The organism is Gottfriedia sp. NPDC057948 (genome assembly GCF_042887255.1).
Lineage (GTDB): Bacteria > Bacillota > Bacilli > Bacillales > Bacillaceae_G > Gottfriedia.
Genome location: NZ_JBHVPN010000026.1, coordinates 1 through 23,027, shown reverse-complemented (window position 1 = coordinate 23,027; position 23,027 = coordinate 1). Strand labels below are relative to the sequence as shown.

Annotated in this window: 15 protein-coding genes and 1 other annotated feature; of the genes, 12 read left to right on the top strand and 3 right to left on the bottom strand. The window is 34.1% G+C overall.

Annotated elements, in window-relative coordinates; genetic code table 11:
* Positions 1-94 precede the first annotated feature (94 nt).
* The gene (locus ACFVRR_RS22860; RefSeq protein WP_387332943.1) at positions 95-1,483 is read right to left on the bottom strand and encodes an APC family permease; all 1,389 of its coding nucleotides are present in this window, start codon (positions 1,481-1,483) and stop codon (positions 95-97) included.
* A gap of 264 nt (positions 1,484-1,747) precedes the next feature.
* On the opposite strand from ACFVRR_RS22860, the gene ACFVRR_RS22855 reads away from it, so the two are divergent.
* The 3 genes from ACFVRR_RS22855 to ACFVRR_RS22845 all read left to right on the top strand — a co-directional run bounded on the left by ACFVRR_RS22855 (position 1,748) and on the right by ACFVRR_RS22845 (position 4,305).
* Positions 1,748-2,578 carry a MerR family transcriptional regulator gene (locus ACFVRR_RS22855; RefSeq protein ID WP_387332941.1) on the top strand — a complete coding sequence of 277 codons (831 nt, stop codon included), beginning with the start codon at positions 1,748-1,750 and terminating at the stop codon, positions 2,576-2,578.
* A 48-nt stretch (positions 2,579-2,626) separates the two neighbouring features.
* Positions 2,627-3,094, top strand: coding sequence for an amidohydrolase family protein (locus ACFVRR_RS22850; protein WP_387332939.1), 468 nt, complete (start codon positions 2,627-2,629; stop codon positions 3,092-3,094).
* A gap of 509 nt (positions 3,095-3,603) precedes the next feature.
* The gene (locus ACFVRR_RS22845; protein ID WP_387332937.1) at positions 3,604-4,305 is read left to right on the top strand and encodes a hypothetical protein; all 702 of its coding nucleotides are present in this window, start codon (positions 3,604-3,606) and stop codon (positions 4,303-4,305) included.
* Between the two features lie 187 nt (positions 4,306-4,492).
* Here the strand turns inward: ACFVRR_RS22845 and ACFVRR_RS22840 are convergent, their stop codons facing one another.
* A complete protein-coding gene (locus ACFVRR_RS22840) occupies positions 4,493-8,911 on the bottom strand; it encodes a pullulanase X25 domain-containing protein (protein WP_387332935.1) in 4,419 nt (1,472 codons plus the stop codon).
* 416 nt (positions 8,912-9,327) lie between these two features.
* On the opposite strand from ACFVRR_RS22840, the gene ACFVRR_RS22835 reads away from it, so the two are divergent.
* The 7 genes from ACFVRR_RS22835 to pstA all read left to right on the top strand — a co-directional run bounded on the left by ACFVRR_RS22835 (position 9,328) and on the right by pstA (position 19,678).
* A complete protein-coding gene (locus ACFVRR_RS22835) occupies positions 9,328-10,554 on the top strand; it encodes a Zn-dependent hydrolase (protein ID WP_387332933.1) in 1,227 nt (408 codons plus the stop codon).
* Between the two features lie 441 nt (positions 10,555-10,995).
* Positions 10,996-14,118, top strand: a complete 3,123-nt coding sequence (locus tag ACFVRR_RS22830; RefSeq protein ID WP_387332931.1) for a glycosyl hydrolase family 28-related protein — start codon at positions 10,996-10,998, stop codon at positions 14,116-14,118.
* A 223-nt stretch (positions 14,119-14,341) separates the two neighbouring features.
* Positions 14,342-15,235, top strand: coding sequence for a phosphate ABC transporter substrate-binding protein PstS family protein (locus tag ACFVRR_RS22825; RefSeq protein ID WP_387332929.1), 894 nt, complete (start codon positions 14,342-14,344; stop codon positions 15,233-15,235).
* Positions 15,236-15,658: 423 nt separating this feature from the next.
* On the top strand, positions 15,659-16,555 hold the full coding sequence (locus ACFVRR_RS22820) for a phosphate ABC transporter substrate-binding protein PstS family protein (protein ID WP_387332927.1): 897 nt from the start codon (positions 15,659-15,661) through the stop codon (positions 16,553-16,555).
* 374 nt (positions 16,556-16,929) lie between these two features.
* Positions 16,930-17,829: a phosphate ABC transporter substrate-binding protein PstS family protein gene (locus ACFVRR_RS22815; protein ID WP_387332973.1), complete on the top strand. Its 900-nt coding sequence runs from the start codon at positions 16,930-16,932 to the stop codon at positions 17,827-17,829.
* Between the two features lie 68 nt (positions 17,830-17,897).
* Positions 17,898-18,794, top strand: a complete 897-nt coding sequence (gene pstC, locus ACFVRR_RS22810) for a phosphate ABC transporter permease subunit PstC (RefSeq protein ID WP_387332925.1) — start codon at positions 17,898-17,900, stop codon at positions 18,792-18,794.
* Positions 18,791-19,678: a phosphate ABC transporter permease PstA gene (pstA, locus tag ACFVRR_RS22805; protein WP_069035361.1), complete on the top strand. Its 888-nt coding sequence runs from the start codon at positions 18,791-18,793 to the stop codon at positions 19,676-19,678. The genes pstC and pstA overlap by 4 nt, the downstream gene beginning before the upstream one ends.
* Positions 19,679-19,799: 121 nt before the next feature.
* Here the strand turns inward: pstA and ACFVRR_RS22800 are convergent, their stop codons facing one another.
* On the bottom strand, positions 19,800-20,042 hold the full coding sequence (locus ACFVRR_RS22800; RefSeq protein WP_387332922.1) for a hypothetical protein: 243 nt from the start codon (positions 20,040-20,042) through the stop codon (positions 19,800-19,802).
* A gap of 291 nt (positions 20,043-20,333) precedes the next feature.
* Positions 20,334-20,570: a binding site (T-box leader), on the top strand.
* A 60-nt stretch (positions 20,571-20,630) separates the two neighbouring features.
* On the opposite strand from ACFVRR_RS22800, the gene ACFVRR_RS22795 reads away from it, so the two are divergent.
* Positions 20,631-21,983 carry an amino acid permease gene (locus ACFVRR_RS22795; protein WP_387332920.1) on the top strand — a complete coding sequence of 451 codons (1,353 nt, stop codon included), beginning with the start codon at positions 20,631-20,633 and terminating at the stop codon, positions 21,981-21,983.
* A 231-nt stretch (positions 21,984-22,214) separates the two neighbouring features.
* The gene (locus tag ACFVRR_RS22790) at positions 22,215-22,700 is read left to right on the top strand and encodes an ABC transporter permease (RefSeq protein ID WP_387332971.1); all 486 of its coding nucleotides are present in this window, start codon (positions 22,215-22,217) and stop codon (positions 22,698-22,700) included.
* Positions 22,701-23,027: the final 327 nt, after the last annotated feature.

Here is a 23,027-nt window from a genome sequence, read left to right as displayed (position 1 = left end):
AATTTTGAGGAGTCCTTTGGATACTAGATTCCTTAAACACAAATGGGAAATCCAGTTTTTTATTTTATTCGCATCCTTTTCCTACTACATACTATTATGAATGGACTGGAATATTTTTCTCTTTACCTTCCATTAACATAAATTCATCATTCACATCATCAAAATGTAGCATTCGAAGACGTTGACGGAAGAATTTTGTCAAGAAAGTAAGATATAAAAACCCAACTGCCATCCAGCTGATCCCTAAAATTAACGCATTTATATTCAAATAGGACCATAGCCATAAGATGAATCCTGCCCCAATTAAAGGGAAAATTAAGTACTGAATAGTCCCTTTAGGAGAGCGCTTACAATTTCTAATATAATAGTGAGCGATTACAGAAAGATTGACAAAAGTAAATGCAATAAGAGCTCCGAAATTTATAAACGTGATCGCTTTATCAAGACTAAGGACAGTCCCTAACATGGAAATTAAACTTACGAAAAGAATATTAGCAGTTGGTGTTCTAAATCGTGGATGTATATATCCAAATATCTTTTTAGGTAAAACAGAATCACGTCCCATTACATATAGCACTCGAGATACGCTTGTAACAGAGGAAACACCTGAAGTAAAATTACCAATTATCATAACTGTTATGAAAAAAGAGGTAAATAAATTCCCACCAACCATTTTAACGAGCTCTAGCGCCGCAGAATCAGTGTTTTTGAAGGCATATCCCGGTAAGACAATCTGAGCCAGATAGGCGGAGCCAATATAGATTAAACCCATAATCGCCATCATAACAAAGATTGCTTTTGGGATCGTTTTTTCAGGATTAATGGTTTCCTCAGACAACGTTGTAACAGAATCAAATCCTAGAAAGCTGAAACAGAGAATGGAAGCTCCAGAAAGGAGAACAGAAGTTGAAACATTTGATTTAAAGAAAGGTTCAACTGCTAAAAGTGTACCTGTACCCATTCCGTTTAGGACGCTTTTTATCGTTAAGAATGCAAATACAATAATAAAAAAGATTTGGGCGATCACAAAAATCTTGCTTGTATTTGCTGAAACGTTTATACCAATATAACTAATGATCGTAATGCCGATATTTAGGATTACAATCCAAAGCCAAAATGGAACTTGTGGAAATTTCGATGTTAAAAATACAGCGGACATAAGACAGGTAATCATCGGTGTTAGTAAATAATCTAATAAAATGGTCCATCCAATCATGAAGCCGGTTTCGGAATTCATCGACCTCTGAGTATAGGTATAAGCTGAGCCTGAAACTGGGTGAGCCTTTGCCATCTTTCCATAGCTTAATGCTGTAAAAACAATCGCCATAAATGCAATTACATACGCACCCGCCAGCACTCCCTTCGAACTATTCGCTGCAATGCCATAAGTGTTAAAAAATACCATCGGATTATTCCATGCTAAACCTAAAAAAACAACGTGTAACAATGTAAGTGATCTTCTAAGCGTTATTTTTTCAGCCAAGTTCCATATCTCCTTTACGAATTTAATAGGGTCTTTTAGCTCTAAACATTGTTTCTTTTCAATCTTACAGAGGTCAATGAGGTTATACTTGGGGTCGCTACAAAACAAAAAAATCTTCTATTTTAACACCACCTTTATTTATCCTTTCGGATTAATCTGAATATTGTGTATAATCATAGTAAAGCTTTGTGTTACACAAAAGTCAATAGAATTTGTTTTAGCATTTTTCTTCTATTCCTAAGTCTCGGAAACGGTGGTGTTTTTATGAAAGAAAGGTTAACGATAAGTGAGATAGCCAAGTTAAGAGGAATGACGACAGAGGCTTTGCGTCATTATGACCGAATTGATTTATTTAAACCGAAATTTGTTGATCCCGAAACAGGATACCGATACTACTCCATTTTTCAGTACGAAATCCTCGGGACTATTAAAGAGCTTCGTCAAATTGGAATGAGCACAAATGAAATTAAACAGTATTTCAATCAACGAAATTTTAAGAAATCAAGTGAGATTCTTAAAGCCAAACATGCTGAACTTGTTTCGAAACTAAAGGAATTAACCGAGATAGAAGTAAACATCAAAGAAAAAATAGCCTATTTGGACAATATTTCAAGAAAAGAAGCATTCCAAGAGATTATCTTTCGCGAAATAAAAAGTAGAAAGTTAATTACTTTAAATGAAAAAATTAATAGTAATTTGGAACTTTGTTACAGTATAATCCGATTGGAAACCATGCTAACAGAGAAAGCCCCCATTCTCGCGAGTAATCGTTTGGGCATTATCATCGAAGAAGATGACCTTAAGGATAAACGGTTTGAAGAGCCTTCAGTGATATTTGTTGTAGCGAAACAGGATGAAAAAATACAGAAAAAGTATCTGAAATTGATTCCTGAAGGGTTATTTGCATGCATCCGCTATAATGGGGAATTATTAAGGAATCGCAGCAAAAGCTTAAATAAATTATTTACATACCTTCATGAAACAGGCTATCGTATTATTGGTGACGCATTACAGATCATGGTGGTGGATATTACCGTAACGGATAATCCGAATGAAGTGATGTTTGAAATTCAAGTCCCAGTTAAAAAAATTTGAAATTCCTCTGGCTATACACATTTGGGCCATATATTAGAATAGATTAATGTGAGTAAAGGTCTTGGGGTAAAGGCTCATCCTTTCATGCATGGTTATAGTATTAAAGCTCTGGAACCAGTTGCTGCTTTATGTGAATTAAAAGGTGTACCGATGATTATTCATCTTTCTTCTGAGATTGACTGCTATAAATATCTACCTGAAAATTTTCCTAAACTTAAATTAATTTATGCTCACGCTGGTCTACCATTTTGGAAAAAACTATGGAAATACGTTAAGGAACAACCAAATGTATATGTTGATACATCAAGTGACTATCTCAATCCGTCAATTGTAAAACAAGCGGTAGAGGCTTTAGGTTACCGTAAAGTTCTTTTTGGTTGCGACGGACCATATGGAATGAAGACATTTAATCAATATGACTATTCGGACAAGAAAAGATGGGTAGAATCCCTTCTAATTCCTGATAACGAAAAGGAATACATACTCGGAAAAAACTTTTTAGGATTAATTGAATAGGAAAGTATATTTAATGAGTTCAACTAAGGTGGGCTTCACAAACGTATTTTTTAAAAGAAACTAAAATGAAAAAATTGGCTCAGTTATCTGAGTCAATTTTTTTTGCTAGATTAATTGTTTAACAATTTCATAGAAGGCTAGGTAACATTGGAAGAGTCTGTAACAAAAAGACAAAGTCCATACTGCCAAAGGTGTTACAGAGTAAAAGTAGGTACATGGAAAGACACTTATTTAGGGAGGAGTTTTGCTGATACAGTTTAACAATTTGACAAAACTAATAGTAAGTATAAGTGACTTTCTGTTTTCTAAAACATAATAAATAAAAATGTATAAAGGGATATAAAGTAAAAGTACGAGAACTTGAAAGAAATGATGTTTTCTATAAGTATTGTATAATAAACATTAAAAAAATAAGGTATTACCAAATAATTGGATTTGAAACAGTAAATAAGCATGCTTTATGATTATATCAAAAATAGAAATATGCAATAAAAGGAGTGATTATGATAATGAATGCATTAAAGCATGCTTTAAGTGAAATTATTAATTCTGGTTCGGATCCAAACCCAGCTATGAAAATGATCATTGATAGTTATGCAAAGTATCATGCTATAATGGTTATTGTTTGTGGGGGATTGCTAGTATTATTTTTATTATTAGGCGGATTTTTTTTGTATCAATTAAAGAAAGACACTAATAAACGTTTTAAGTTTGAAAAAAAAGTTTATGTTTATTTCGGAAGTTTGAGCTTTATTTTAGCTTTATTTATGACATTACTCGTTGTAGCAAATGCTACAAATACGATGAATCCTTTAAAAGGTCTATCACTAGCATATGAACCGTCAGTATCAAGTGAAGAAATATATACGGATGAATTACATCTTACATTTAATGAATGGATTCAAAAAGGTGAGAGAGAGGTTCCAGCGATAATCCAAAAAGAAATTGATGGTAGAATTATGATGCACAGTAGAAATATTATTAAATATGGAATAGTATTGGTAATATCTGTGACATTAAGTTTGAATTTATGGAATTCCTTAATAAAGAAAGCCAAAAATAATAATTTAACTTGGTCATTAAAGGATAAAGGATATTTTATTATGGGAAACATTACAGTTGTGCTGTCTGTATTTTCATTGATTGTCGTTATAGCTAATACACAAGGTGCACTGGCGCCACTAACAGCATTTATGGTAGGTTTTTTATAAAAAGTCATAATAAAAATTTATTATCAAAACATTCTAAGTATCTTGGCAATAATCCTTAATTAGAAAAGATTTTTGAATGGAAAAACTATTATTAAAATTAAAGTTTGCTCATATCTCATTATATTACGGAAACAATAATTAAATAAAAAAAGGTCTGCCAAACTCGGCAGACCTTTTCCGTTTCTAATTATTTAGACTCACTAATCGTCTTATTAACAACATCTATCACATAATTTTTAGTGTTTTTATTAATAGAACCACCATCGCCTTTAAAAATCGTCGTTTTGCTTGTATCAGTTGGTTCAATGTGTACTGGTACTTGTGTTTGACCTTCGTTTAGTTTAAAAGATTGGCTGAAATTCATCTCATTATCGACAGTTACTTTTTCTCCGTTGATCGTGAGGTTAGCTCCTTTAATAGAATTGCCTTTGACAGTTAAAGTCGAACCATTCACTTCAATCTGACTCACTACAAGTGGCTTATCAATCCAGCGTAAAATCGTATCTTGGACAGTCATTTTGTTGCCACCTTGATTTGAGACAACTATTTTCATATCAGTTCCAGTCGCACCGTAACCATAGTAGCTGATATCATCATCTGATGGATCAGATGGTGTATGGTCTGCTAATCCTTCATGATCCCATGTGTTGTCTCGCGTATATTTATAAGTAATTTCAGTTCCTTCTTCAAGCTCAACTGTATATTCCCAATCTGGTGTAACTGCACCATTTCGGCTCATTGACCATGCACCTGTATTCCAACCATTTAAGCTGTTAGGTATATTCATTTGTGCTGACAATGGAGTATCATCTGGTGCATGTACCTTAAAGGTGACTTGTACCATGACAATATCTGGTGTGACAGTTACAGTATTTGAATCCACATAGTTCCCTGCTTGATCAAAGACGCGGATTTGGTAATTATATGTTGTACCGTTTGTGACCTGATAATCACGGAAGGTAGTAGTGTCCCCAGTCACTGAAGTTAGTATATGACCGTCACGATAAATGACAGATTTATATGGCTGATCTGGCTGCGTAAGTTTCCAGTTCAAGTTAACCTGACCAGATTCTTGAATTGGTGTCTCTATAGTGACCTTACTAGCTGGGGGAGTAGTATCTAAAGTACTACGTGTATAATTCACTTCTTTTGTTTCAGAGTATACCCATGTATTTCCTAAATCAGGTGTAAAGGCCATTCGATATTCATATATGCCGGCCTCTAATGGTGTGAAGCTACCTTGGAACTCATTAGCTTGATTTTCCTGAGATTGACCATTATATAGAGCTTTGTATGATTCCCAAGCAGTCTGGCCTTTCATTCTTACTTGAAGCTCGGCCGTAATTCCTTCAGCTGGACCTGTTTCTGTTGCACCCGGCAAGTAAAAAGTTGCTTTAACATTAGAATTAAGCGCTAAATTCAGCTCCTGGTTGTCTAAGGCTGTCATGTTGGACACGCTAGCTTTGCTAACATCGAAATGAGGCACGAGACCAACAGAGACTGCAGGTTCAGATTCGTTCCCATTTGAATCTACAGCAGTTACAGAAAAATAGTAGTTGCGACCATTATTTAAATCTGAAATGGTTACAGTATTGTCCGTAGTTTCTTTTACTTTTGTCCATAATCCGCCAGCAACAGTTGATTGATAGACATTGAATTTTGTGCCAGTTCCTGTCCAACTTAAAGTGATTTGTTTAGAGCCTACAGTACCGATTACATTTTTAACTGACTGTGGATTTATCACGTCATTACTAGATAGTAACATTCTTCCTGATTCAGCAGGTATGGTCAATGTTAACTTGCCATCCTTCACTGTAGCAGCGTATTTTTTATCTAATTGGTCTTCTAGACGAATTCCGTTTGCAATCAGCTTTTTGGTGTCAACATCAACAGTTTGTGCAGTTTTCCCTCTATTGATGATGATAAGAGCTGATTTTGTGCCTTTAGTACGAACGTAAGCTAATACATCGTCTTTAGCATAAATATGGTGAAGATCTCCGTGACTAAATAAATCGGAATTTTTACTACGAATTTGACCAATATTTTGATAATGCTTAATCAAATCTTGGTTTTCATTTCCCCATGGATACGTACGGCGATCATCTGGATCTTTTGAACCTGTTTGACCTGCTTCATCTCCATAATAAATGGTCGGTGCACCAGGATAACCCATTTGAAGGATAGAGGCTAGCTTTAATCGTTTCACACCTTCATTGTAATTATAGTTTGGATCTTGTTCAGCTCTGTTATAAGTATCTGTCCCGTTGCCTAGTAGGAATATAGCTCGTGCAGTATCATGAGATCCCATTAGATTCATGAGAGCATAAAAAGCTTCCTTTGGATAATCCTCTTGAACAGCAAGTAGGGAGTTTTGTGCATTTTCTGCATTACCATTCTTTAAATAATCTAGTACGGCACCTCGGAAACGATAATTCATTACGGAGTCATATTGATCTCCTAAAAAGTATTTGGAAGCATCATCCCAAATTTCTCCTAAAATAAGTGGTTTTTCATCTTTTTGAAGAGTTTGACCTGCACCTGCCATCGTCTTGGATTTAATTTCTTTTCGAAATTCCTGCCAAAATGAGCTGTCTACTTCATTCGCTACATCTAAACGCCAACCGGAAGAACCACGATCAATCCATGATTTGCTTACGGAATCTTTGTCATACATTACATAGTTAGCAAATGCAGTATTATTAAGTTCGCTAGGGTGATCAACCTTTGAACCTTCTTTTGATTCGAATACAGGGAGACTGTCATAGCCCCACCAACCTTCATACTTATAATGTTCTCCAGTTGAAACACCGTTTACTTTTTCATTTGGCACTTTAACATTTTCAATATGGAACCAGTTTTCAAAACCGTACGTGCTAAAAGATTGGCCTTCGGAGATAAATTGTTTTTTCGCTTTCTCTTTTGCAGTAGCCTCGGACAATTTTTCATTATTCATTAAATCATAAATGCGAGACCAATATTCATATGCACCTACTGTATTATATTTGTTATAACGGTCAAAATAGATTGAATCGTCTGAGACGTGATTAAAAACGCCATCCAAAATTAAGTGCATATTACGTTTTGCTAATTCTTTTGTGAAATCCTTAAATTCTTTTTCTGAGCCAAACATCGGGTCAACTAATTTGTAATCTGTTGCATCATATTTATGGTTAGATGGGGCAAGCGCAATCGGATTTAAATAGAGTGTGTTGACACCAAGTGATTGAAGGTAATCAAGCTTAGATTTGATTCCGGCGATGTCTCCACCATAAAAATCATTACTAAACTCTCCGTCTCCAGTATATGATCCAGTTCCTTGTTCATAAGGATTATCAGGTAAGCTTGTCCAAGAAGCGGGATGTTCAATTGGCTGATTACCACGAGCACCAATTTTATCCTTCACATTGTCATTGGCCTTATTTCCGTTAAAAAAGCGATCGGGGAAGATTTGATAAACTACAGCTTCTTTCATCCAATCTGGCGTTTGATAATTAGGGTCATATACTGTCAGTTGGAAAAGGCTTGCATTTTTATCTACTGCTTTTCCAGTATGACCTTCTTGTGTATCTTCTCCATATTCTGCCGTTGTATCTTGATCTCTGACAATGAATTTATACCCATGGACCCCTTTGTCCGTTGGTGTAAACGTAGCTTCCCAGTATTCAAGGTCACCTTTGTCATTTGTATTTGACCAACCTACATTTTTCATAGCCAAGACCTTTGTTGTACCAGAATTATAGTTCTTTACATAAAGGCTCGCGCTTGTTAAATCTCCTTTCTTAGCTGAAATTCGGAAGGTGACAGGTGTCTTTTCTGGAACGGCACCAAATGGCTCTTTGTATACTTGGTCCCATGAATCGTGATAGAGGGCATTCTGATCAATTAAGCCATCAGAGCCTGTTGGTTTATAATCTGTATACACTTCTTTTGTTTGGCTATTAAAGAAAAATGTAATAGTAGATTCAGAGAGTACAGTTAACTTCAGATTGGAAGAAGGGTAGGACTCGTTCCAATCTTTTCCTAGTACAATTTTGTATTCATAAGTACCACTTGGCACTTTTGTCGTAAAGGAATAGATATTTTTGAAATTCTCATCTTTTAAAAAAGCTGTTGAGTCTGCTGGGCTCCAAGCTGGCCCTGCATTAATAGCAGGCTGGATCGTTCCAACAAGACGTGGTTGTTTTTCCTCTGCTATAGGAGTGTAATGAGTGCTATCAGTAATTGAATGAGTGTTATCATTATAGTAGAAAGTGACATCCTTTTGTTCGGATAGTATTAGTTTAATGTTGTTGCCGCCAGGGTTTCCGCCTTCACCGTAATTTTCCGACCAGTTTCCACCAATGGCGATTTTGTATTCATATTCACCAGCCGGTAAAGTACCAGTAAATGTATAGAGACCATTACCTTTATACACCATTTGAGTTTGGTGCGAGGATGGGTCCCAATCACCTGAATTTCCTAACAATTTTTGAAAGCTTCCTACAAGTACAACTTGTCTAGCTGTCGTTTCTGCTGCTTTTACATTTGTAAAAAATCCCGGAAACATCTGTAGAACTAATCCTAATACAGTAACAAGCGATAAAATTGATCTCTGTTTTCTCCTCATGAAAAAACCCCTTTCTCTTTCTAAGTTAGGAAAACGTTTATACAAAAGATGCAATAAAAATATGTATGTAGGTAATTCTTACTTATTGCAAACGTTTGCACAAGTTGTTTTCAAAATAATTATAACTTTTTATTAACACAAATCAATGGAAAATAGCAAAATAATACAAATTTTCTGAATTGTGAACACTTAATGTTAGTCATAGATAGTGCTCATATAAATAATCTTTCTGTCTTTGTTTTGAATGAATAAGTAAGGTGCAATTCCTAGTATTATAAAAGAAGTTACCATCGTATTATTTAATGAAACAACTTTATTTAAATAAGTAAATATTTTCTCGAATATTCTAGTTCACTAAATGAATTATCCGCAATTGTTATTGAAGATATTGCCCAATAATTAAAGGAGGCCTTCATATGATCAAGACGAATGCTAATCGGCTTCAAAGATTAATTGAGTTGTTTAGTGAATATGGTAAAACGGAAAACAATGGAGTAACTAGACTAGCATTATCTGCTGAAGATATTGCTGCAAGGAAGAAATTTCAAGCGTTATGTGAAGAAGTGGGAATGACAGTAAAGCATGATGATATGGGGAATATGTATGCCACTTTACCGGGGAAACAAAACTTGCCTCCAATTGTAATTGGTTCCCATTTGGACTCAGTTATTAAGGGAGGACGTTTTGATGGCGTACTAGGTGTACTCACAGCTTTAGAGACTGTTTATACAATTATAGATGAAAAGATTGAGTTAGATTACCCAATTACAGTTGTCAATTTTACAAATGAAGAAGGCGCAAGATTTGAGCCATCTCTGATGTCTTCAGGAGTGCTATCAGGTAAATTTGATAAAAAGAAGATGATTGCTTCTACAGATAAAAATGGAATTACATTTGAAAAATCACTAAATGAAAGTGGTTTCGAGGGTTCTGAAGCAAATCGCTTAAAAGATGCTAGCGCGTATATCGAACTACATATTGAACAAGGACCTGTACTGGAACGAAATAACTTAGAAATCGGGGTAGTAGAAGGTGTACTAGGAATGGTATGCTATCAAATCTCTGTACTTGGAGAATCCAACCATGCAGGGACGACGCCAATCAGTATGCGCAAAGATCCGATGTTCACTGCTGCTAATGTGGTAGTAGATTTACAAAAGCAATTACAAAGACTAGATTTAGATCTTGTTTACACAATCGGTCGTATAAATGCATATCCAAATATTCATACGGTCATTCCTTCAGAAGTAACCTTTACTTTAGAGGCGAGACATAAGGATTCGAGTGTTATTGCAGAAGTTACACGAATGGTGGAAGAACTGCCAGGAAATATAAGTGGCTGTCCAATCAAATCAACACGTCTTTGGGATCGAGACACAGTTGACTTTGATAAAGAAGTCGTAAATGCTGTGGAATATGCTTGCAAAGAGCTTGGGTATAAAGAAAATCGTATGTATAGCGGTGCGGGGCATGATGCTCAATTCATTGCTTCTTATATTCCAACTGCTATGATTTTTGTACCAAGTGTAAATGGATATAGTCATCGTGAAGATGAGTTAACTTCATATGAGGATTGTGCTAAAGGGGCGAATGTTTTACTTAATAGTGTGTTAAAACTATGCTTCAAAAAAGTAAAAAACTAAGGTTTATCCAAAAAAACAATGGTGAAATATAGCCATCGTAAAATTTAATATTCCAAAACTAGAAATGAGACGTAGCAAAAAGGAAAAAGGAAAAACAGTGACCTTTTTCTTTTTTTGTTTACTTTTACTTTATGCACTTACTATGTTTTTTTGTGAAAACGTTCACTAATTATTCATAGTTTAGGACTTATTTTTGATTTTCTAATGATATAGTGAACATGTAAGAAAAATCAATGAAAAGAGGAGATAACGTTTATTCAAAAATTAAATATAGAAATTAACTATATTTTCAAGTAACAAATGAATATAGTTTTTTTATTGAAATTATAAATAATATTCTCGATATGAGACCTAACTAGCCCATATTGTATACAATTTGAATACTAATAGCATGCAAATAAACTTATAAGATTGATAAAACATCTTGGGAGGAACATCAAAGTGAAAAATCAATTAAAATCAGTTCGAAAGGTTTTATCAACAACTGTGATCGCTGCTTTCATTGCAACTTCAGTGACCCCTGCGTACGCAGATTCATCTTATTCAACTTATGTAAGAGCACTAAAGGCAACAGATAACTTTGTAAAAGCTGGCCTACCTAAGCAAACCTCTGATGAAAAAAGAATCGCATCATTAGAATCTACAGCTAGAAAAGAAGTAGCAAAATTAACGAGTAAATATAAAACAAAGAAAAGCTTATTTACTAAACAAATTACGAGTCAACACAATAAAGTAGTTTCTTATGAAGCATTAGAAGATAAAGCAGAAAAAGGTGCAAATGATGCAATTAAAAAACTTGAAGCATTTAAGGGTAATGTTACAGTAAAAACAACAAGCACTGAAGTGACTGCTCATTATAATAATGCTTTGAAAGTAATAAATAATTTAAAATATGCAAATGTTAAATCAGCTTTTATTTCAAAGCTGACTAGCATTAAGTCGGACATTACAAAGAAAATTGCTGGATTACAGGTTTCAAGTATAAGCAATATTAGCGACATTAAAGTTAACGGCAAAGAAAATGTACCCCTTCCAAAAACAGTAGTCGTAACACTAGTAAATGGTACAAAGGTTTCTAAAGCTGTTCAATGGAATCAAACTAACTTTAGCAAGGCAGGCACTTATACTGTTTATGGTACTGTAGCTGATACAACGAAGAAGGCAAGCGTAAAAGTTGTAGTTGCTGGACCAGTCATGATCGCAAATTCAGAGGACTATATACATGTACAGGACTTCAAATTTTCAACTAACTATAACGCTGGATATTTTGCTTATAAGGTAGGATTTAAACTAGACGAAAATGAATTACCATCTAGCTTATTAAAAGAAATTAAAATTACCTTGATTGATGAAAAGGGAAATACAATTGCAACTAAAACTGCCTCTGGTACTCAAATTGACCAATTAAAAGTCGACGGTGGTATGATCAGTACGGAGTTTATCCAAAGTGATAAAGTGGAAAAGGACGATTGGTGGACAAGTTCAGCTTACGACTTATCAACGCCATCAAAAGCAGTGATTCAAATCACAGATAAAGATCAAAATATTTATAAGGTTGAAAATAGCAATCCAAGTGGTATTCCTAATAGCATTATGTTATCAGGCCAAAATAGCACAAGTAATTTCACGGATATCCAATCAGCAGTAGATGTTGCTCAAGATGGAGATACAATTTATATTCCTAAAGGAACGTACGAACTAAATAAACAAATTAGAATTGAAAAGTCACTTACTTTAATTGGTGCAGGGGATTCAACAGTTATTAAAAAAGGTTCTACACCTTGGACAAACACTACAGGAACAAAAGGTTATGCATCATTAATTACAGTAAATAGTGGAGATAAAGCAGTTAAACTTCAAAACATTACAGTAACAGGTGCAGCGAATATCACAATGACAGGATCTGGTTCAGGAACTGATTATGGAAGCGGTATAAATGTAGTTAGTTCTTCGGATGTAACTTTAAATAATGTTAAGTCAACAAGCAATGCAGCAGCTGGTTTAATCGTAAACAGTTCAAATGTTACAGCTAACAATTTTAATACAAGTGGAAATAGTTGGTATGGCGTAAATGTCGATCAGAGTGCAAGTGGAGACGCAAGCTTTACTTTAACTGGTAAAGGCGTGATTAGTGAAGCTACTCAAATAATGTCAGATAAAACTTCAAATGTAAGAATAGAAGCAGATGGATACACTCCTTATGCTATAGAGGGAACAACAGCAACTGTATGGAACAATAAAGCTTTAGAAAATTTCATTAAACTAACAAATGCAAATAGCACAAGTTATTATTCTAACCTTGTAACAGCAGTAAATGCAGCACAAGATGGAGATACAATTAAAGTACCAGCTGGAAATTACAAGTTGAATAGCCAACTTAGAATAGAAAAATCAATTACGATTATTGGTGCAGGAGATTCAACAGTCATTACAAAAGGTACTGCACCATGGACAAACTCAACAGGAACAAAAGGCTATGCATCATTAATTACAGTAAATAGTGGAGATAAAGCTGTAACTCTAGAAAATTTAAAAGTGACAGGTGCAGCGAATATCACAATGACAGGATCTGGTTCAGGAACAGATTATGGAAGTGGTATTAACGTAGTAAGCACAACAAATGTAACTTTAAATAATATTACTACTACAAACAATGCAGCTGCTGGTTTAATTGTAAATAGTTCAAATGTTACAGCTAACAATTTAAATACAAGCGGAAACAGCTGGTATGGTGTAAATGTTGATAAGAGCGCAAGTGGAGACGCAAGCTTTACTTTAACAGGAAACGGTGTGATTAGTGAAACTACTCCAATCGTGTCAGATAAATCTACAAATGTAACAGTAGATGCAAAAGGTTATACGGCTTATACTATTGAAGGAAAAACATCAACAGTATGGAATAATAAAGTGCCTGAGAATTTCATTTCAATAACTAATTCGAATAGACTATATTCAAATCTTGAAAATGCAGTAAATGCAGCACAAGATGGAGATACAATCAAAGTACCAGCTGGAACTTACAAATTGAATAGCCAGCTTAGATTAGAGAAATCAATTACAATCATTGGTGCTGGAGATTCTACGATTATTACAAAAGGTACAACACCATGGACAAATTCAACAGGAACAAAAGGTTATGCATCATTAATTACAGTAAATAGTGGTGATAAAGCAGTAACTCTAGAAAATTTAAAAGTAACTGGTGCAACAAATATCACAATGACAGGATCTGGTTCAGGAACTGATTATGGAAGCGGTATAAACGTAGTAAGCTCAACAAATGTAACTTTAAATAATATTACTTCGACAAACAATTCAGCAGCTGGATTAATTGTAAATAGTTCCAATGTTACAGCTAACAATTTAAATACAAGCGGAAACAGCTGGTATGGTGTAAATGTTGATAAGAAGGCTAGTGGAAATGCAAGCTTTACTCTAGCAGGTAATGGTGTTATTGGAGAAAATACGAAAATTTATTCAGAATCACCTGGGAATGTTACCGTGAATGCTCAAGGGTATAGTTCAAGTGAAATTACAGGCGGAGCAATGGTTTGGACAAAATAATCTAAGTTTATTAAGAAGAAACTACTTTAATACACTCTATTTCCTTTATGGAGATAGGGTGTTTTCTTTTTATGATTAAAGAAATGTCAGTAAGATTAACTAAAATATGTTCTCCTAAAACAACTTTACGAATTATTTACAATCGTTTAAAACTAGATTAATTATTCTTTTTTATAGTTAAAAATGTAGAAAATAATAATTTTCCTTAGGAGGACAATCAATAATGAAACGTGTATTAAAATTAACATTTGCAGCAATGGCTATTACAGGTATGTTAGCAGGATGTTCTAATAAAGATGAAAAAACAACTGGTAAGACTTCAGATGATAAAAAAGTAGAATTAACAGGAACAATTGGTGCTGCAGGATCAACAGCATTACAACCACTAGCTGACGAAGCGGCAACTGAATTTATGGCGAAGTTCCCACAAGTTTCAATTACAGTTCAAGGTGGCGGTAGTGGTACTGGTGTAAATCAAGTATCAACTGGAGCAATTCAAATTGGTAACTCAGATGTACCTGCTGCTGAAAAATTAGAAGATAAATCTTTAGCAAGTTCATTAGTAGAAGCTAAAGTTGCTGGTGTTGGTTACTCAATGGTAACAAATAAAGACGTTGGTGTAGATTCACTTACTCTTCAACAAATTGAAGATATTTTCGCTGGTAAAGTAGCAAACTGGAAAGAAGTTGGCGGTAAAGATGAGAAAATTAATGTAATTAACCGTCCAGCATCATCAGGTACTCGTGCAGCGTTTGAAAAGAAAATCATGAAAGACGTTAAGATCAATGATGGTGTAGGAACAGTTCAAGACTCAAACGGTGCAGTTGAACAAGCTGTAAACTCTACTCCTGGTGCAATTTCATATCTTGCTAACTCATATTTAATCGGCGATAAAAAAGATGCTTTAAAAACTGTGAAAATTGATGGAAAAGAATCTTCAACTGATAACATTACTTCTGGTGCATACCCATTCTATTCATATGAGTATATGATTACAAAAGGTGATGCAAAATCTCCAGTAAAAGAATATATTGAATTCATTAGTGGCGATGAGTTTGCTAACAAGTTAGTAGAGATGGGTTATATCCCAGCTTCACAAATGTCAGGTTTAAAATAATAATTCAATTTAAACTGACTCCAAAGGTCTAAGACTTTTTGAGTCAGTTTTTTTGTTTCTTTGGGGATGAATGATTTGAAAGCATTTTAACAACTTTATCAATAAAGTTCACTATATGTTTGTGTTTTTTCAATATTTCCTAATAGATATAGATCAGAATCCTAGAACTACTTAAAAAGTTAAGCTACTTTTAAATAGTTTTCTTATTTATATTTAGGATGTTTTAATAAACTATTCGTATTTTATCGTTATTTTCAATTTCCATAAATCAATTAAAAATACTAAACCTAAAAAGATTTACAACTTCTTTACGATTGATTAAAACTTGCTTAACCTAAAAACTTTAAAGTAGAGAATGTAAGGAAGAAACAAACAAAAAAACAAAACAAAAATAAAAACAGACATTTTAGGGGGATTAAAATAATGAAACGTGGATTAAAATTAACATTTGCAGCAATGGCTATTACAGGTATGTTAGCGGGATGTTCTAATAAAGATGAAAAAACAACTGGCAAAACTAGTACAGATGATAAAAAAGTAGAATTAACAGGAACAATTGGTGCTGCAGGATCAACAGCATTACAACCACTAGCTGACGAAGCGGCAACAGAATTCATGGCAAAGTTTCCACAAGTTTCAATTACAGTTCAAGGTGGAGGTAGTGGTACTGGTGTAAACCAGGTATCTACTGGGGCAATTCAAATTGGTAACTCAGATGTACCAGCTGCTGAAAAATTAGAAGATAAAACTTTAGCAAGTTCATTAGTAGAAGCTAAAGTTGCTGGTGTTGGTTACTCAATGGTAACAAATAAAGATGTTGGTGTAGATTCACTTACACTTCAACAAATTGAAGATATTTTCGCTGGTAAAGTGACGAACTGGAAAGAAGTTGGCGGTAAAGATGAGAAGATTAATGTAATTAACCGTCCAGCATCATCTGGTACACGTGCAGCGTTTGAAAAGAAAATTATGAAAGACGTTAAGATTAATGATGGCGTAGGAACAGTTCAAGACTCAAACGGTGCAGTTGAACAAGCTGTAAACTCTACTCCTGGTGCAATTTCATATCTTGCTAACTCATATTTAATCGGCGATAAAAAAGATGCTTTAAAAACTGTGAAAATTGATGGAAAAGAATCTTCAACTGATAATATTACTTCTGGTGCATACCCATTCTATTCATATGAGTATATGATTACAAAAGGTGATGCGAAATCTCCTATAAAAGAATATATTGAATTCATTAGTGGCGATGAATTTGCTAACAAGTTAGTAGAGATGGGTTATATCCCAGCTTCACAAATGTCAGGTTTACAATAATAATTCAATTTAGAGCTGACTCGAAAGGTCTATGACTTTTCTGAGTCAGCTTTTTTTATTTCCTTTAGAATCCACTATGTGTTTTTAGTATTCCCTATTTGAAATAGATCAGCACCTGAAACTATTTAAAAGTTGAGCTACTTTTAAGTAGTTTTCTTTTTTATATTTAGCAGATTTTTAATAAGTAATTAGTATTTTATCGCTACTTTAAATGCCCATAAATCAATTAAACATACTACCTCTTAAAAAGATTTACAATTTCTTTACGATTGATTAAAACTTGCTTAACCTAAAAACTTTAAAGTAGAGATTGTAAGAGATAACAAACAAAAATAAAATACAAAATTAAAAATAAAAACAAACATTTTAGGGGGATTAAAATGAAACGTGGATTAAAATTAACATTTGCAGCAATGGCTATTACAGGTATGTTAGCAGGATGTTCTAATAAAGATGAAAAAACAACTGGTAAGACTTCAGATGATAAAAAAGTAGAATTAACAGGAACAATTGGTGCTGCAGGATCAACAGCATTACAACCACTAGCTGACGAAGCGGCAACTGAATTTATGGCAAAGTTCCCACAAGTTTCAATTACAGTTCAAGGTGGCGGTAGTGGTACTGGTGTAAATCAAGTATCAACTGGAGCAATTCAAATTGGTAACTCAGATGTACCTGCTGCTGAAAAATTAGAAGATAAAACGTTAGCAAGTTCATTAGTAGAAGCTAAAGTTGCTGGTGTTGGTTATTCAATGGTAACAAATAAAGATGTTGGTGTAGATTCACTTACACTTCAACAAATTGAAGATATTTTCGCAGGTAAAGTGACGAACTGGAAAGAAGTTGGCGGTAAAAATGAGAAAATTAATGTAATTAATCGTCCAGCATCATCTGGTACTCGTGCAGCATTTGAAAAGAAAATTATGAAAGACGTTAAGATTAATGATGGCGTAGGAACAGTTCAAGACTCAAACGGTGCAGTTGAACAAGCTGTAAACTCTACTCCAGGTGCAATCTCATACCTTGCTAACTCATATTTAATCGGCGATAAAAAAGATGCTTTAAAAACTGTGAAAATTGATGGAAAAGAATCTTCAACTGATAACATTACTTCTGGTGCATACCCATTCTATTCATATGAGTATATGATTACAAAAGGTGATGCAAAATCTCCAGTAAAAGAATATATTGAATTCATTAGTGGCGATGAGTTTGCTAACAAGTTAGTAGAGATGGGTTATATCCCAGCTTCAAAAATGACAGGTTTAGAATAATAGAAAAATGGGAGTTGGTTATATGCCAACTCTCAATCTAATTTATTAATGGATGATAGGGGTTTATCATGAATTTCAAAAAAAGAAACTTATTTCTAATTGAATACCTTGGAAGAACTCTTGTAACTTTATGTGGTTTCTTAATGATCGGTATTACAATAGCAATAATAGGATTTATTGTTAGTAAAGGAATCCAATCATTTACAGTAAATGATATATCGTTAAGTGAAATTTTGTTTTCAAAACATTGGAGTCCAAATAATGCTTCAAACCCAACATATGGTGCTTTAATCTTTATTGTTGGATCAATTCTAGTATCTGTTGGTGCTGTAATTATAGCTGCACCAATTGCAATTGCATTAGCAATATTCATGAATTTTATTTCACCGAAGTTTGGTGAAAAAGTATTAATTCCAGTATTGGAAATTCTAGTTGGTATTCCTTCAGTAGTTTATGGATTTCTTGGCGTAACAATATTAGTTCCTTTTATTAGAAATACTGTTGGTGGTGTAGGGTTTAGCTTAATTGCAGGGATTATTGTGCTTAGTATCATGATTTTACCTACAATTGCAAGTATAGCATCTGATGCTGTTCGAGCTGTACCTAGAACATATTTAGAAGCATCATACGGACTAGGTTCAACTAGATGGCAAGCAATTAAGTTGGCAATTGTACCCGCTGCAAAAACAAACATTTTAACTGCGATCGTTTTAGGTCTTGCTCGTGCTTTTGGTGAAGCATTAGCAGTACAAATGGTAATCGGAAATACAGTTAAGTTCCCTAATGGTATTTTCGATCCAACGGCAACATTAACAGGAATTTTAACAATGGATATGGCAAATACATTAAACGGTACAGCTTGGAATAACACTTTATGGACTCTAGCTATGATCCTACTTCTAATATCCTTCCTCTTTATACTAGTCATTCGATTAATTGGAAGAAAAGGAGGATATGAATCATGATAGCAAGAAAAATGGATAAGGTATGGACGGGAATACTTTGTTTAATAGCTGGTTTAGTTGTAATATTATTATTATTTTTATTAAGTGAAATTATTTTTAAAGGTTGGGGATTCTGGGACTTTAATTTCCTGTTTGGAAAACCTAGTAATATTCAAGCAGGTGGTGGAATCGGACCACAACTTTTTAATTCATTTTATATCTTAGTGTTAACATTAATCATTTCAGTTCCGATTGGAGTAGGAGCTGGGATCTATATGGCTGAATATGCAAAACCAGGTCGTTTTTTAAATTTCTTAAGATTATGTATTGAAACGTTGGCTTCATTACCTTCAATCGTAGTAGGTTTATTTGGTTTATTAGTATTTGTAACGATGACTGGATGGGGGTACACTTTAATTGGTGGAGCACTTGCTATTTCAATTTTAAATCTTCCAGGTCTAACAAGGGTAAGTGAAACAGCGTTATTAAATGTTCCTAAAACTAGTAAAGAAGGTAGTCTTGGATTAGGAGCTACAAAGTGGCAAACAATTACTAAAATTAGTATCCCAACTGCAATTCCACAATTAATTACAGGAATTATTTTAGCAGCTGGAAGAATTTTTGGTGAAGCAGCGGCATTAATCTATACTGCTGGACTTACAACGCCTATTCTAAATAATGCTGCTCCATTAAATACACCGATGAATCCGTTTAATATTTTTAGACCAGCAGAAACATTAACAGTTCATATCTGGAAATTAAATTCAGAAGGTATAGTTCCAGATGCGCAAAGCATCGCTACAAAATCTGCGGCAGTCTTAATCGTAATGATCCTTTTATTTAATCTATTTGCTAGATTATTTGCTAAGTTTTTAAATAGACGCTTCACAGGAGCGAAAAGATAAATATTTTAAAAATCTCTATGGAAGATTCCGTAGAGATTTTTTTATTTATTGGTCCTGTCCTTTATACAGGTTTGGGGTGCTATTTTAATTAAAAATATTATTTTTATGTAACGATTAAAAGTTAAGCGTTTTTTATTTTATCAACCTCACTAAGTAATGTTTCTAAATGTTTTAAAATTGTCTTAGCTATTTGATGTTCTTTATTTTGTTCTAAGTGTTCTTTTGCAGCTTTAGATAATTCAGTATAATTTTGATGTGAACTTTGGTTATGTTTATCATTGGTTTCTGAGAAGTTGAAAGCATTGCTAAGTTTAAGACTTATTTCATCGTGTATACTTTTCAAACTTTCAATCATTTCATTCATTCTGTCACTCTCCATTTCGTTTAGGTAATTTTATTCATATGTGACCACTAAAAATGAATTGATAAATAATAATATTTGAAACAAATATAGTGTGATTTAATTGGTTTTTAAGGGCTAACAAAATTGACAGATGATACTTCAGGTAAAAGGGTTTTAAGCATCTATTTTGCTATTGAACCAATAAGTTTATAATTTGTTTTTAAAAAAATATTATCCTAAAAAAACTGTTGACAAGTTTGCTTCACGTCCGTATAGTATTAGTTATTATAAAAAATATTCAGAAATATTTATCAAAACGCAAAGATCAGGAGTAGTAAAAGTGAATTATTAGGTTAAGAGAGCTGCGGGTTGGTGCAACGCAGTCCAATGATACTTTGAACTTGCCTGGGAGTGGTAAAGCGAAAGATTAGATTTAATCTTTTCTCTTGTTTTAACGATTAACCTTCGTTACAAGGTTTTTAAAGTAGGGTTCGAAAAAAGAGCCAATAAGAGTGGTACCGCGGTAAGCTAAGGCATATCGTCTCTTTCTTCATTTGATTATGAAGAATGAGATGATATGCCTTTTTTGATTTTTTGGGAGGTTAGGATATGAAAACGGAAAAACCGAATTTACAAAGGACAATGACGTCAAGACATATTACGATGATGGCATTAGGAGGTGCCATTGGGGCAGGTTTATTTAAGGGAAGTAGTTCTGCAATTGATATGGCAGGCCCATCAATCATAATTGCTTACTTGCTAGGAGGCATCATCTTATTATTCGTTTTACAAGGTTTAGCTGAAATGGCGGTTCGCAATAGCGAGGCAAGAACATTCAGGGATCTTGTCCAATCTATCTTAGGAAAGTATCCTGCTTATTTCCTTGATTGGATCTATTGGAAAATGTGGGTATTGAACATAACGGCCGAATCAATCGTTGCTGCTATTTTCATTCAATATTGGTTGCCTAACTATCCAATATGGATACTGGCATTAGTTGTTTCGGTGGTAGTTACAACAATCAACTTGCTATCAGTAAAGGTATTTGCTGAAACGGAGTACTGGCTTGCTTTAATTAAAATTACTGTCATCATTGTGTTCATCTTAGCTGGATTAGTGTTGTTACTAGTAAATTTTGGTGATCACAAAGCAGTAGGTTTCCATAACTTAACAGACCATGGCGGTTTCTTTCCAAATGGATCAACAGGCTTAATCTCAGCTATGCTGGTGGTAATTTATTCATATGGTGGCACTGAAATTATCGGGGTTACATTAGCAGAAACGAAAAATCCCGAAAAAGTGGTTCCAAAAGCAGTTCGAAGTACATTGATCAGAATCATTTCTTTTTATATCATTCCATTTTTCATCATCGTTAGTTTAATTCCTTGGAATAAAGTAAATGGGGTACCTGAAAGTCCATTTGTGATGGTCTTTAAAATGATCGGGATTCCTGGTGCTGACCATATTATGAACGCCGTTGTTTTAATAGCGATTATTTCATCGATGAACTCTGGATTGTATGGTTCATCCCGCGTTCTGTATACGCAAGCTGTGGACGGACGCATTCCGAAAATCTTTTCAAGATTATCTAAGAGGAAAGTTCCTGTAAACGCAATATTAATGTGTACTTCCACTTTACTTGGCGGTGTACTAATTTCCTTATTTGCAGGAAGCAAGACTTTTGATTTCCTAATGGGATCGCTTGGATATACCGTATTATTCATCTGGTTGATTATTGCTTTTGCCCATTTGAAATCACGTAAACAGTCATCTGGAAAAACAAGTGACTATTTGGTTAAATGGTTCCCATATACGACTTGGGCTGTGATCATCGCTTTAATGATGATTCTAATCGGAATTATTTTCACGACACCGGTAATCGTAACGATTATTACTCTTTGCATCTATATCTTTATTACGATAACGTATATATGGAAAAGTCGCCTTAACAAAAACTTGTAGAAACTAGTTGGTAAGTTTGTCATCAATTAATAGGTGCTTTACTCTTAAGAGTAAAGCTCTTTTTTTGATTAAAAGATCAAAAAATTAATTTAACTGAGCCCAATAAATTAATAAGAGTTAACTTCCCATATATAGTACTTGTACAAGGACAAGCATACAATCACTTAAGCCTGGTCTCAATATAATGATAGGAGTTTATGAGAGAGTGAAGTGAAAAGTGTGCCGCCAAAAATGAAAAAACCAAATGATTCAAATGAAGAGAATAAAGAGAATATTAATATTGCATCGGCTTTTAGAGCTGTTAATAATGCAAATCAAACTGTTCCTGAAAACACTTTTGTAAAAGTGAATTATCAACTTAAACAATTTGATTTAGCAAATGAGTATCATCCATTTACCTCAGTGTTTAGACCAAAAAATAATGGGGTCTATTTAATTTCTGCTACGATTTCTTTTATCCCGAATGATAATAATGTCAAATATAGAGCACGGATCGAAATACGTGTAAATGGACAACCCGCAATCGCGATCGATAACGACTTCTTTGGTCCAATAAACTTCGGAAATGCTGTAAATGTTTCGACGATCCAGAAACTTAATGCTTTGGATAAGGTTGAGATTTTTGCTCAAAGTAGCATTGCTGGTGTAATCGGAGCAAATGTAGATGGCGATGTTAGTACTCATTTTGAAGCTGCGAGATTTCCGTCTCCGTCCTAATTAGGTTAAATAAAAATTCTCGTTTAAGAAGGCTCGCTTAATGCTTGCCTTTTTTTGTAGGTCTATTCTTAGAATTTGAAAAACAAAGAAGCCACCTTATAGGGTGGCTTCATGCTGTTGAAAAACAACCTTGTCAATTATTTATCAAATTTTCGTAAAGAAGTAGAGTGATGTTGATTTCCATTACAGGATGCTCGCTTTCCATGGGGCGAGACCTGAGCCTCCTCGGCAAGCCGAGGCCACTGAAAAACAGCATTTTTATTTGCCTAATCAATATATAAATTAAAAAAGTGGATTTTTCGTTCAGAATTGAACGGAAAATCCACT